The 14267-nt window shown below is 33.4% G+C and carries 10 protein-coding genes and 1 pseudogene; 4 read left to right on the top strand and 7 right to left on the bottom strand.

Translation table 11 applies throughout. The features are described from left to right. On the top strand, window positions 1–1574 hold a 1574-nt coding region (locus ACKI5C_RS03355; RefSeq protein WP_407431806.1), incomplete at its 5' end, for a DUF11 domain-containing protein. Between the two features lie 206 nt (window positions 1575–1780). Here ACKI5C_RS03355 and ACKI5C_RS03350 read toward each other — a convergent pair. Further along, window positions 1781–2971, bottom strand: coding sequence for an NAD(P)/FAD-dependent oxidoreductase (locus tag ACKI5C_RS03350; protein ID WP_407431805.1), 1191 nt, complete (start codon window positions 2969–2971; stop codon window positions 1781–1783). 5 nt (window positions 2972–2976) lie between these two features. Then, complete coding sequence (aspS, locus tag ACKI5C_RS03345) at window positions 2977–4296, bottom strand: aspartate--tRNA(Asn) ligase (RefSeq protein ID WP_407431804.1); 1320 nt, start codon at window positions 4294–4296, stop codon at window positions 2977–2979. Between the two features lie 344 nt (window positions 4297–4640). On the opposite strand from aspS, the gene ACKI5C_RS03340 reads away from it, so the two are divergent. Then, complete coding sequence (locus ACKI5C_RS03340) at window positions 4641–5447, top strand: potassium channel family protein (RefSeq protein ID WP_296808209.1); 807 nt, start codon at window positions 4641–4643, stop codon at window positions 5445–5447. A gap of 1 nt (window position 5448) precedes the next feature. On the opposite strand, the gene ACKI5C_RS03335 is transcribed toward ACKI5C_RS03340, so the two are convergent. Together ACKI5C_RS03335 and ACKI5C_RS03330 are read right to left on the bottom strand one after the other, a co-directional pair. Further along, window positions 5449–6285 (bottom strand): hypothetical protein, encoded by an 837-nt coding sequence (locus ACKI5C_RS03335; protein ID WP_296861841.1) that lies wholly within the window; start codon window positions 6283–6285, stop codon window positions 5449–5451. Window positions 6286–6438: 153 nt separating this feature from the next. Continuing rightward, a complete protein-coding gene (locus ACKI5C_RS03330; RefSeq protein WP_407431803.1) occupies window positions 6439–8415 on the bottom strand; it encodes a hypothetical protein in 1977 nt (658 codons plus the stop codon). 290 nt (window positions 8416–8705) lie between these two features. On the opposite strand from ACKI5C_RS03330, the gene ACKI5C_RS03325 reads away from it, so the two are divergent. After that, window positions 8706–9440, top strand: coding sequence for a zinc-ribbon domain-containing protein (locus ACKI5C_RS03325; RefSeq protein ID WP_296797828.1), 735 nt, complete (start codon window positions 8706–8708; stop codon window positions 9438–9440). Between the two features lie 77 nt (window positions 9441–9517). On the opposite strand, the gene hisD is transcribed toward ACKI5C_RS03325, so the two are convergent. Then, window positions 9518–10792: a histidinol dehydrogenase gene (gene hisD / locus ACKI5C_RS03320; RefSeq protein ID WP_407431802.1), complete on the bottom strand. Its 1275-nt coding sequence runs from the start codon at window positions 10790–10792 to the stop codon at window positions 9518–9520. Between the two features lie 7 nt (window positions 10793–10799). Next, window positions 10800–12449 (bottom strand): dihydroxy-acid dehydratase, encoded by a 1650-nt coding sequence (gene ilvD / locus ACKI5C_RS03315; RefSeq protein ID WP_407431801.1) that lies wholly within the window; start codon window positions 12447–12449, stop codon window positions 10800–10802. Between the two features lie 301 nt (window positions 12450–12750). On the opposite strand from ilvD, the gene ACKI5C_RS03310 reads away from it, so the two are divergent. Beyond that, the gene (locus tag ACKI5C_RS03310; protein WP_407431800.1) at window positions 12751–13983 is read left to right on the top strand and encodes an MFS transporter; all 1233 of its coding nucleotides are present in this window, start codon (window positions 12751–12753) and stop codon (window positions 13981–13983) included. A 68-nt stretch (window positions 13984–14051) separates the two neighbouring features. Here the strand turns inward: ACKI5C_RS03310 and ACKI5C_RS03305 are convergent. Continuing rightward, window positions 14052–14267: pseudogene (locus ACKI5C_RS03305) on the bottom strand (transposase); the annotation flags it as partial.

The raw sequence follows: 14267 nt of genomic DNA, 5'->3' as shown, positions 1-14267 counted from the left end.
ATGACCATGAAACTAATGTTACTCATATTGGTGATACTGTTGTTTGGACTATTAATGTAACTAATTATGGGCCTGATGATGCATTGAATACTATTTTGGATGATATTATTCCAGAAGGATTGATTTATGTTGGTGATGATTCAGGTGGTGCTTATGATAATGAAACCGGTAGATGGACTATAGGATTCTTGCCTGTTAATGGAACTGTTACCTTAACTATTGTGACTGTTGTTAATAAATCTAATACTACAATTACTAGGTATGAGAATGTTTCATCTGACATTTATGATCCTAATATGGATAATAACAATGATGATAGTTCTGTTGTTATTCCTCCTGAAGCTGATTTAGAAGTTACAATAACCAATGACCATGAAACCAATGTTACTCATATTGGTGATACTGTTGTTTGGACTATTAATGTAACTAATCATGGACCTGATGATGCATTGAATACTATTTTGGATGATATTATTCCAGAAGGATTGATTTATGTTGGTGATGATTCAGGTGGTGCTTATGATAATGAAACTGGTAGATGGACTATAGGATTCTTACCTGTCAATGGAACTGTAACCCTAACAATAACTACAATTGTTAATAAATCTAATACAACTATTACTAGGTATGAGAATGTTTCATCTGACATTTATGATCCTAATATGGATAATAACAATGATGATAGTTCTGTTGTTATTCCTCCTGAGGCTGATTTAGTAATTAGTAAACTGGTATCTGATTCATCTACAGTTAAAGGCGATTTAATTAAGTGGACTATTGTTGTTACTAACAATGGTGCAGACACTGCTGTTAATGTAGTTGTCAATGATAAACTACCTGTTGGTTTAGTTTATATTTCAGATGATTCAAAAGGAGCTTATAATCCTACTACTGGAGTTTGGACTATAGGTGACCTTAATAAAGGAGAATCTGCAATTTTAACTATTGTGACTATAGCAGGTACTACCAATAAAACTATTGTTAATATGGCAGATGTTAGTTCAGAAACTTACGATCCGAATAAAACAAACAACAACTGTAATAATTCAACTACTGTTTATCCTGAGGTTGATTTAGCACTTACTATTGAACCTGATGTTACAAATGTAACTGTTGGAGATAATGTTGTATTTACTGTTACTGTTGTAAATAACGGACCTGATACTGCAATCAATACCTGCGCATATATTAATTTACCTAGTGGATTAGACATTTTAGGATTTGAACCATCTGTAGGCATCTTTGACCCTGTAAACAGAGTTTGGTTTATTGGTGATTTGGCTCCTGGAGAAAAAGTCACTATGTTACTTAACACTAAAGCTTCAATAAGCGGTATTTTATATGTTGATGCATTCGCTATATCCGATTGTCATGAAGCGGATTATTCAAATAACAATGATACTGCTGTAATAGAAGTTATTGACCCAGTAAATCCTGAGCCTGGAAACAATACCAATCCTGACAGCCAAGATATTCATAAATCTTCAACTATGCCTGCTGCAGGTAATCCGCTTGTAATGGTTCTCTTGTCATTACTCGCAATTGCTGGTATATCATTAAGAAGGAAAAACTAATTGTTATGGGAAATTTAATTTTCCCATTTTTTTAATTTTTTGCTAAAAATTTAACTTGTTTTTAAAACGATTTCCTATAAAAATTTAATAGTTTTTTAGAATAAACTATCATTTTAATAGGGCATGCATTAAATTATTTTAACTTCACATTCATTTTTTCATAAAAATAGTATGGTTATCTACATATCACAGAATAATTTTATCAATTATTCACTTTTTCCTGCAGATAATCCTGCCAGGTATCCTGTTGAAAAGGCTATCTTTAAATTATATCCGCCAGTAGGCCCATCCAAATCCAGAATTTCTCCAGCAAAATACAAATTTGGCGTTAATTTTGATTCCATACTTTTAGGATTAATGTTTTTCAAGTCAATTCCGCCAATTGTTATTTTTGCCAAATCTTTATTAAAGTCAATAATTTCAAATGTAAATCTTTTTAAATTTTCAATTAATCGGTTTTTTTCTTTTTTGTTAATCCTGTTTAATTGGGTATCGGCAACTATATTAACTTTATTTAAGAAGAATTCTATAAAATTATTTGTTAAAAATTGTTTAAGATAATTTTTAATCTGTGTTTTTCCCTTTTCCTGGAATTCCTTATCAAATTTATTTTTTATGTCTTCACGAGATAAATCAGGAAGCAAATCAATTGATATTTCACAGTCAATATTATAATCATCAGTTAAAATATCATAATCCAAATCTTTTGAAATTTTATTGCTTAAATCGATTATTCCCGGTCCAGTGAGTCCAACATGGCTGATTAAAACATCACCTTTAACTTTGGATTTTTTATAAATGCATTCAACACTGTTCAATGTTATTCCGGCAATTTGGCTTAAATCATCCTTTGTTACTAATGGAGCAAGACCGTACTTAATTTTTGTTTTTTCTTCATCAACCAAAAAGTAATTATCGATGCTGCAGCCGGTTTGCGGATAAGTGACTCCGCCAGTAGCAATTATTATTTTTTTAGCTTTAATTTCATCGTTTATAATAAATTTCCCGGTAATTTTTTTAACTTCATAATTGTATAGAATTTTAACATCTTTCAGATGCTTTTTTAGCCCGTTTAAGACATCTATTGACTTTTCGCTTTCAGGAAAAATTCTGTTGTTGTCTTCTTCTATAAAGTCAAAATCAAAAAGAGAATACAAATCTTCATTTGTAAAAGTAAAAAAGGAGTGTTTTAAGAAATTTTTCTCATCAAAAAAAGTTAATAGCTTTTTAGGCGGTTTATTGTTTGTAATATTACATCTTCCTCCACCGGTTAAAAGCAATTTTTTACCTAATGAAGGATTTTTTTCAAGTAATATTACATTTGAGGTCTTGCCGGATGCAATAGCTGCCATTATTCCAGCAGGACCACCACCTATAATAGCTATATCATATTCCATTTTATCTATGGAGTTAATCTGTGTCTGTCTCTTGGGAATAGTACACATTCACGGATGTTTTCAGATCCTGTAAGTACCATAGTCAACCTGTCAGCACCTACTCCCCAACCGGCATGTGGAGGCATTCCATATTCGAATGCTTTCAAGTAGCTTCCAAATCCGTCCGGGTTTAAATCTCTTTCTTCAATTTGTTTTACGAGTAAATCGTATTGGTGAACACGGGTTGCACCGGAAGACAATTCTAAGTTATTATACATTAAATCGAATGCATGCGCATATTTTTCATCATCTTCAAATGGCATTACATAAAATGGTTTGATTGCAGAAGGCCATTTGGTTAAGAAGTAGAATCCGCCCATAGTGTCGCCTAATGCTTTTTCAGCTGCACGGGATAAATCTTCTCCCCAGTCCATTTCTACACCTTTTGAATTAATGATGTCTACTGCTTCATCATAGGTAACGTGTGGGAAATCGCCTTCAGCTTCAGGCAATTCATGGCCTAAGATTTCCAATTCCTGAGCACAGTTTTCATTTATGTCTGCAATAACGTTAACAAGCATATCATTTAAGACTTTCATCATATCTTCATCATCCATAAATGAAGCTTCAGCATCTATGGAAACAGCTTCGTTCAAGTGTCTTAAAGTATCATGCTCTTCTGCTCTGAAAATCTGACCGATTTCAAATACTTTATCCATTCCACTACCCATCATCATCTGTTTGTATAATTGGGGGGATTGACCTAGGAATGCTTCTTTTTCAAAGTAAGTAATAGGGAATAATTCGGTTCCACCTTCGGTAGCTGAAGCTACGAGTTTAGGAGTATTAATTTCATAAAATCCATTTTCATAAAAGAAATCTCTTATTGTGTGGAACATTTGTCCTTTGATTTTAAAGATTGCTGATACATTTTCTTTTCTTAAGTCCAAAAATCTTGAATCAAGTCTTGTATCAATTTCCGCTTTTACTTTTTCTGTTGGGTCCATTGGTAAAGGTTGGTTGGATAAGTTTAAGATTTTTATTTCTTTAGGAATAATTTCAACACCATTTGGTGCTTTTCCAGCTTCCTGAACAGTACCTTTAACTGCTACAACAGATTCTTTTCTAAAAGCTCTTAACTCTTCTAATATTTCAGCATCTACTTTTTTGGAAGGTGCTGTAATTTGAATTCTACCGGTTACATCACGGATGATTACAAAGATGATTCCACCTAAATCACGGATTTCATGAACCCATCCCATGATTGTAACATCTTCTCCAGCGATTTCTGGAGTTGTATCTTTAGCGTAATTACTTCTTCTCCAATCATTTAATAAACCTTGCAATTAATTCACCTCAGGTTATAAAAATAAATTTTCATTATGCACTTAATTTTATAATTTATCTTTAATAAAACTATGTTAGAATTCCAGTATATCAAGACTTTTCGTTGACTTTAAAATTTTTTGGATTTGTGGAAATTCTACTTGTTTTTTTCAAAAAAATTTTTAAAAATTCTATTTGTGCAATGACATTTTCTTTAGTTTCATTCAATATCCAAATCCGTATAGGGTAATGTTTAATTATAATCTTAAACATAGTATCTATCAATCAAAAGTATAATGTAAATTAGGATATCATTTAACTTGTTGTTGTATTCTTGAATATATTTTAAACGGGTGTTTTGTTGATGAAAGATAGGGGCATGAAAGTAAGTTCCAAAACATTGTTTGTACTATTGCATCTTTTAGTCTTTGCAGACATTATATTTATTACTGCAGGTCTTCTTTTGGATCTTCCGGATGACCTTTCGTATGTTGTTATACTGTTCGATTTTGTCGTGTGTATATTTCTTCTCTCAGAATGGATAATTAAGTTTTACAGGGCTCCTTCAAAAAAAGAGTTTTTAAAGGATAAGGAAAATATCGTAACATTCATCGCTTCCATACCTATTGAGGCGTTGCTGCCGGCCGTTATTCCTGGCGCTAACATTTTGAGATATATAATGTTTTTTAAATTGCTTCGGATAATGATTTTATATAACAAATTCTTCAATGGCTTTAAAAAATTCATTAAAAAGACGAATCTAGATAAGATTATCGGCGGAATATTCTTTACGGTGATAATATTTACAATATTGTATATAATGTTCGGTTCTTCTGATGATTTATTTGATAGCTTTTATTTTGTTATTGTTACGTTAACTACTGTAGGTTATGGTGATATAGTCCCACAGACATTCAACGATAGGGTAATAACAATCTTATTGATTATTGTTGGAATATTTATTGTCTCAACAATTACAGCGGCATTGTCTTCGTACCTTACAGACCGTTTAATGGGAAATAATGAAAATGAAATGGCGGACGATATTAGAAGTATAGTCGAAGATAACTCACGTGAAGTTATGGATGAGCTGAAGGCTGTTCGTGAAGAAAATAAAAAACTGCACGAGGAAATCAATGAATTGAAAGAATTAATTGACAACAAAAATTAGATTATAAATCAGACTGATCATCATTATTATTCTTTTTGATTAACTCTTCAAGGTTATCAATTTTTTTATCCAGTTCATCAATTTTATCATATAACTCTTTATTTTTAACATCATGGTGTTTTTTCAGGATTGCGGCTGCAAGAGTTGCGGTACCTACGCCTGACAATATGTAACCTCCCCAAACCAGAAATATTGAGTTGATTTTTCCAATGGCGGTTGTTCCTAAAACAGCATATCCATTACTTGTAAATGCGTTTGAAACCATGACCAGTGCATTTAAAGGATTAACCTGTTCTGCAAGTTGAGTTATGAAAAAACTGACAAATATTATTGTAAACAATAAAATTATAGCTATTCCCAAACCGTTTGACTCAGTATATTCCCTAAACTTGTCATAATATACTTTTATAAAGTAAATGAATACTGGGATGTGAATTAATGCTATATATCCTACCAGGCTTTTGCCGAATAGGAAATATGTCAGGGAACCGTATGGAATCAACAATATTAATAAAATTCTGTTTTTCCAGGTTCTCTTGTCCAGTTTGGTTGCGATATATAGGGAAATGAGAATATCGAATATTACAAAAGAAAGCAGATCCTTTCCAATATAGACTAAGTTATATAAAACGCTTATGAACAGCAAAGCCATCATTATCAGGAAAGACATTTGCCTTAATGAATGGACTTCCTCTTCCGGCAAATATTCTCTCGGATTTAATAGTTTGTAGGATGAATTTTCGAGTTTATCAAAAATAAATCTACAAACAACCATTAAAATTAAAAAAACAATTATTTCCACAACAAATTCTAGAATAGTTAGATAGTCTATTTGCATTTTTTCCCCTTAATATTATTTTGAAAAAAGCTATATTAATATTTGGGCATTGTAGAATTTTGTCTTTTTGAATTTAATTTCTTGTTGGATGGTTGATTATATTCAGTTTTCGGGTAATTTTTGAAAAAAATAAAGAAGGAGATTATACTCCTTTTAATTAATCATTACAGTTGTATCAGTTAACAAATCTACTGTTAGTAGGGTACCAACGAAGGCAGCACCACTGAAGAAAAATATGTATCCCTCAATTGATGACAATGTTAGAAAAATAGAGCCTGCAGCTACGGTTGTAACAGCACAGATAATTGATGAAACTACAGGAACGGCAATCATTACTAAAGTACCTACAATAATTAGCGTCAGGCTTACAAAAAATCCCACATTTGATTTTTTGTCCATTTTTGAGTTGGTTACTAACTTTGCATCTGAAGCGTTATAGCAACTTTCATTTCCAAAAGGATTTGAAATAATCTTATCATTTTTTCCTGAGTCATATCTGTATCCGTTAATCATTACAACAGCATCATTTATATTTAAAATGTTATTACCTTTTTCATAACCCCTGTTATCATCGAAGGTACATGTATTTACAACCAATATTCCTATATTGCATATTGCTCCTCCAAAGTCTGCCCGGTTGTGTGTAAAGGAACAGTTGTTACAAATACATAATCCGTAGTTTAAAATACCTCCACCATAGCCGCTATCTAAGATATAAATCATCTTATTTTTATTGAATACGACATTATTTAAGATACATGTTCCTTTGTTTTCAATTCCAACATTGAATCCTTCTATAATCATGTTGGAAACTGTTAATTGGCAGTCTTCTACAAAGGCCCATCTGTCTTCATGTCTATCTTCGTATTGGCCGCAGACTTTTAAACCGTTACCGTCTATGCTCACTATATCATAACCTAATGATGCCACTTTCCATTTGTTTTTGCATTTGACAGATTGTCCTTTTTGGTTTTTTAATTCAATGTTCAATATTTTATTCACAGGAGAATTTCCTATATATTTGAGGAATTTGCCGAATACATAATCTGAATTCTTTTTCATTGCTTCCTGATAAGCGTTTGGACCGGAAATCCTGTAATTGGCAGTTAAGGTATATTCTTCTTTATAAAGATTATAAAATAGATATGAATAGACACTATTAAGGTTTCCATCATTGGTTATATTTAATGATTTTGTGAAAATAATGCTGCTGTGACAGTCTGAATAGGTTGGATCGATTTGAATCCATTCATCCTGATTATCAAAGATTTTATTGAAATACAAGATAAAGTCAGTTCCATTCCACATACTATAACATATTATATTATTGAAAGTGACTGTTTGATTATAGAATATGCTCAAATACAAATATTGGTAGATGTCAACGTTTTGTCCCGCTACATCGGTAGTTGCATTCCATAAAAAGAAGTAATCTCCCCCCATAATTCCGTTCACATAATTCAGCCCGTCAAAACTGCAGGAGTTAATGTTGTGATTTTTGCATTTCGGTTCATAGTATATTGCTTCACAGGATAATCTGGAATTGGAATCTAAGAAAATTGAATTGCTTACTGTATTGTTTGCGCCGCTGACATAGAGTGCACCGCCAATGCAGCTTGCAGAATTATTCATAAATTTACAGTCGTAAATGTTCCCGTTATCTCCGGTCCATGTTATTGCTCCACCGTTAACTGCACTGTTTCCTATAAATTCGCTGCCGGAAATTGTACCGTTATTTCCGTTCCATGTTATTGGACTGTCCACATATTTGTAGTCGAAATAGGTAGTTATAAAGGTGTCCTTGGAATTGGTGAATGTTAAATTGAATATTTTAACATTGTTTCCGTTGATTGTAAATAATGCGGAAAGGCCGCCGCCGTCAATCACGTGATTGTTACCGTTGATGGTGATGTTATCAGTATTTATTAAAATACCCTTTTCATAGCATGTATTGTGTTTTTCATTGTATGTATAATCTTTTTGTATATCATAAATGTCTCCAGGCTCCAGATTCTGAATGTCTGAATTTAATTCGTCAAAACCGCCGTATCCATATATGTTTGTCATGTTTGATTTGGATACATCGTGAAAATTTAAATTATCTGTATCGCCCGCACTAACGGAGGACATACACATCATTAAAAATAAAATTGAAATTATAAATATTCCTATTTTTGATTTGAATATCAAAATTTATCCTCCATTTTCTTGTTTAAATATTGTTATTTCTTTTAATCTAATTTAAAGATAATTGAATGCAAGTACTTGCTTGCAGACTTTTCATAGTTGGTAAATTCCTTTAAAAAAGACTTCTTGTGAAATTTTACAGACTAAAATTTTTCAGTTTCATTAATTGGTTAAAAAAATATTTTAAATATAAAAAATATAGAGTCTATTGTAATTTAAATGAGGTATTTTTTATGTTTTGTCCTAAATGTGGGGAAGAAATAAAAGATGGTTCAAAATTTTGTAAACATTGTGGAAGTCAAATTAAATCAAATACTGGTGATGTTAATACTCCAAAACCTGTTAACACTACACAAAACGATGATGACAGAAATAAAAAGATTATAATCGCTGTTTTGATTGCAGCAATTGTTATTTTAGCCGTTGTGTTTGTAGGTTTTGGTACTGGTTTATTTAATAATAATTCCCAAAGTGCCAATAGTGCTAATCAGGCACCACAGCAAAGTTCCAGTTCATCCGGTTCAGGTGCTTCCGCCGTTTCATTAGACAGTTTTCCAGTAAGTGAATCTCCTGCATTGGCTCAGGTTATTAGAAATTCCGGCGGCAATTTCCCAGTCAATTTCAAATCACTTTCTTTATCAAAGGCACAATGTTTGTATATTTTAACTAAATCCATTTCTCAAATTGGTAGCGGACATCCTGATGCAACAATATCTGTCGGAAATCCCGGATATGCTCCTCATCCAAGTGGACGTGACTATTCACAAAGTATTGCACGTACAAACTATGTAGACATGTCAAACAGATTCTCATCATGGATTGAAAGTAATGGTGCTGTTCCAAATTATGTTGGTATTTACACGGGAGGAGTCCCTGATATTTCTCCATCAAGAATGTTGGATATCTGTGTAAGTATATTAATAGATTATGGAAACACTCATAACCTACCGGCATCTGTAAATGTTTAAAGTGATTTTTATCACTTTTTCTATTTTTTTTAAAGTAAAATAAGTTCTTCTTAATAAAAAAAGTTGAAGATAGAAAATTATTTTTCCAATCTTCTTTTAAATGAATCTGAGTGAGCAAAGAATCCTTCATATTCAGCTATTGGAACTGAAGTTTTTGCAAGTTCACCCAAACCTTCTTTTGTAATTCTTTGAACTGTAGGCTTTTTGATAAAGGCTTCGGTTGAAAGGCCTGAATACATTTTAGCCCCACCGCCGGTCGGCAATACGTGATTTGTACCTGATCCATAATCTCCGGCAGCTACAGGTGAGTATTGACCTAAAAATATTGATCCGGCATTATTGATTTGTGATAGTGTTTCATCGTCATCTTTTGTAGATATGATTAAATGTTCCGGAGCATATTCGTTTGTAACGTAAACTGCTTCTTCAAATGTGTCAGTGATAATAATTTTTCCACTTTTGGACAATGATTCTTCAATAATTTCACGTCTAGGGGCGATTTCAGTTAGTTTTAAAACGAATTCATTAGTTTTTTCAGCCAAATCTTTTGAATCAGTCACTAAAAAACATGATGCATTAGGGTCATGTTCTGCCTGTGCCAAAATGTCAGTTGCTAAAAATTCAGGTTCCGCACTTTCATCGGCAAGAATCAATACTTCAGAAGGGCCTGCCGGAAATTCAATATCTACCTGACCGTAAACCAATTTTTTAGCTGCAGTTACGAAAATATTACCTGGACCTACTATTTTTTCGACTTTAGGGATGGATTCAGTTCCATAGGCCAGAGCTCCGATTGCCTGTGCTCCTCCTACCTTATAGATTTCATCAGCACCGGCAATATCTGCAGCTACAAGAATTGCATCAAGGATTTTCCCGTCTTTTTGAGGAGGAGTGACACATATTACTTTTTCAACTCCCGCAATTTTGGCAGGGATAACTGTCATTAATATTGAAGACGGATAAGCTGCTCTGCCTCCGGGAATATAACATCCTGCAGAGTTTATTGGCCTTACGATTTGTCCGGCAGTAATTCCGGGATTAACTTCCATTTCCCATTCTTCAGGTATTTGCTTTTTGTGGAATTTTTCAATGTTTGCCGCAGCTTGCTTTAACGCAGCCAATAGGGAATCATCCAAAGTGTCATAAGCCTCTTTTATTTCACTTTCAGACACTTTTAATTCATCAACCAAAACTCCATCAAATTTCTCGGTGTAGGATTTTACTGCATTATCGCCATTATCTTTAACATTGTTTAAAATCTCAGATACCGTATCCAGGACATTATTTACATCCTGTTCTGATCTTTTTATTGTTTCAGCCAAGTCAATTTCTGAGTATTTTAATATTTCCATTTTAACACTACCTTAAGATAGCTCCGCTGTCTGCAGATTGAACCAATTTTTGGTATATGCTTAACCAGCCGTCAACATCGCTTTCAGGGTGTTTTACATTTTCCAGTCTTTGAGCTATTTCTTCATCACTTAATTCGACGTTAATGGATCTGTTGTTAATGTCAATTTCAATTATGTCTCCGTTCTTGACGGCTGCAATAGGTCCTGATGCCATTGCTTCAGGTGATACATGTCCGATACATGGGCCACGTGTTCCGCCTGAAAATCTTCCGTCAGTAATAAGACCTACATCTTTAATTCCCATTCCTGCAAGTGCAGAAGTAGCGTTTAACATTTCCCTCATTCCAGGACCGCCTTTAGGACCTTCATAGATAATAACAACAATATCTCTTTCTTCTATTTCATGATTGAATATTGCCTGTGTTACTTCTTCTTCAGAATGATAAACTTTTGCAGGTCCTTTAAGATGCATTAATTCTTCTGCAACTGCACCTTTTTTAACAACACTACCATTTGGAGCAATATTACCTTTAAGAATAGCTATTCCACCATCTTCATGAACAGGATTATCTAATGGACGAATAACATCAGTATTTTTATTTTCAACATTTTCAAGGTTTTCTCCTATGCTTTTACCGGTGACTGTTAATGGAGTATTATCAATTTTGTCATCCAGTGTTTTCAATACTGCAGGAATTCCTCCTGCCAAATGCAAGTCCATCATGCTGTCTTCACCTGCAGGTGAAATTAATGCAATGTGGGGAACTTCACGGCTGATTTTATCGAATAATTCCAAATCAACATCAACACCTTCAACTTCACTGGCAATAGCGGGAATGTGCAAAGCAGTGTTTGATGATCCTCCTAAAGCCATGTCAATTGCAATAGCATTGTTAAAGGCTTCCTGAGTTAATATGTCGGATGGCTTAATGTCCTTTTCTACAAGTTCAATAATCTGTTTTCCTGATTCAAATGCCATCTGATTATTTTCTTCAGTATCTGCATGAGTTGTAGCACATAATGGAAGAGACAAACCTAGTGTTTCGGTAATACATGCCATCGTATTTGCTGTAAATAATCCTGAACAGCTGCCCGGTCCCGGACAGGCACATTTTTCCATTTCATATACTTCCTCTTCGGTTATTTTTCTTGCGGAGTGCTCACCGACAGCTTCAAAAACAGTAATTAAATCAGCATTTTTTCCTTTATAATTACCTGCAGCCATAGGGCCCCCTGTAACAACAATACTTGGGATGTTTACACGGCATGCACCCATAATCATACCAGGAACAACTTTATCACAGCTTGGAATTAATACCAATCCGTCAAAAGCATGTCCTTTAGTCATACTTTCAACTGTAGCAGCTATAATTTCTCTGGAAGGAAGGGAATACTTCATTCCTTCATGGTTCATACTGATTCCGTCACAAATGGCCATGGTGTCAAATTCGAATGGAACTCCACCGGCAGCTATAATTCCTTCTTTTACAAATTCAACAAGGTCTCTGAGATGAATATGTCCCGGAACAATATCGGTAAAACTGTTAGCTATTCCAATGAACGGTTTTTTAAAATCATCATCTTCAAGGCCACAAGCTCTCAAAAGAGACCTGTGCGGTGCTCGTTGAATTCCTTTTTTAATATTATCACTTATCATTTAATCGCCTACTAGGTTATAATTATGTAATTTAATAGTTTTAAATGTTATATTTATTTATGGTTCAAATTATTTTTTCATGTTAAAGCATATTTTCAATTTAATGGGGGTGTAAAAATTTGACTTATGGATTCATTTTTTCCCATTTAACTTAAATAATCAATACAATTGAATATTTAGCAAAAATGAATATTCAATTAAATTATTTAAATATTTTTAAATATCATATAAAACTTAATATTAATTAGATGACTAAATTTCATTTAAAATCAAATAGGTTATGGGTTGTATAATTATGCTGATGAATGAAGAAACAAAACTAACCAAAGACCATTACAGGATTTTCGGTTTGAGCTGGGCAGGATGGGTTTTTGATTTCTACGATTTGATGCTGTTTACATTTTTAGTATCCTATCTTCAGGCTGACCTTCATTTTTCCGCTGAAATGCTCTCTTTATGTCTGGGCATATCGTTGTTTGCCACTGGTTTTGGAGGTATTATTTTTGGAGCATTGGGCGATAAATATGGTCGTAAAAGAGTATTGCAATGGACAATCATCATATATTCCATAGGTACTATGTTATCTGCCTTTTCATGGTCTTTCTATTCATTAATAATATTTAGATTCATTACAGGATTGGGTGTTGGTGGAGAATGGGCTACCGGTCAGATTTACATTAACGAAACATTTCCTGATAAATTAAGGGCAAAATTTGGAGCTTTCATGCAATCTGGAGCGCCGGTTGGTGTGATTTTAGCTGCAATAGTGGGTGGATTAGTATGTCCAATCATCGGTTGGAGATTGACATTTTTGGTTTCAGTTCTTCCTGCACTTAGTGTCATCCGCATTAGGAGACATCTTAAGGAATCCGATGTATGGCTTCAAAATAAAGATCAGTTCAAAAACAAACATCCTCTCCAGGAATTTAAAGAATTATTTTCAAGAGAATATAGAAAAATATTCCTTCTTTGTCTGATATTATGCGGATTCGGTATGTCCGCTTATTGGTATACATATTCCTGGCTTCCAACATACCTTGCACAGGAAAGAGGCTTGGCAGCTGTCGGCACAACATTTGGTGTTGTATTAATTCAATGCGGTGATTTTACAGGTTATACCACTTTCGGTTATGTGGCCGATAGGCTTGGAAGACGTCCTGCATTTACCATTTACAGTTTCATTATGGGTATAAGTATAGCCATGATTACAATTTGCTGGAATCAGATTGCTGCAATTCATGATTTAATATTTGTATTCATGTTCTTGACAGGATTTGGAACAGGATTCTTTGGAGGATTCGGGTCACTGTTTTCAGAACTGTTTCCAACAAAAATCAGAAATACTGGTGTTGGTACGGTATTCAATCTTGCACGTGGAGCGCAATTCCTCACCCCTATAACCATAACTCTTGTTGCAACATACTTTGATTTGAGTTATGGAATTGCTATAGCTTCAATATTTGCAATATTGGTTGGTCTTTGGATTTGGGTATTTCCTGAAACTAAAGGAACATCCATTAATGAATTGGACTAAAAAATTTGAACTATTTTACTTATGTAAAATAGTTTTTCTTTTTTTTGAGTCTGTAAAATTTTATAGGCCTATTTTATTTTTAGATGTTTTTCAGTCCAATTTTTCATTTGATAGTCTAAAAATGTTAGAATTCCATTTTTAGTCTTGTATAATTTCTTTATTATTTCTGGATTAGTTTGTCGGTAGTAATTTTCGACTTTGTTTGATGTTTTCTCAATATTTTCATCATCTAAGTGCTGTACATATCTGTGGAAGTGATTGATGATGTGTTTTCTTATGAAATC

The sequence above is a fragment of the Methanobrevibacter sp. genome (assembly GCF_045646045.1).
GTDB lineage: Archaea > Methanobacteriota > Methanobacteria > Methanobacteriales > Methanobacteriaceae > Methanocatella.
This window is presented reverse-complemented; position numbering and strand designations above follow the sequence as displayed.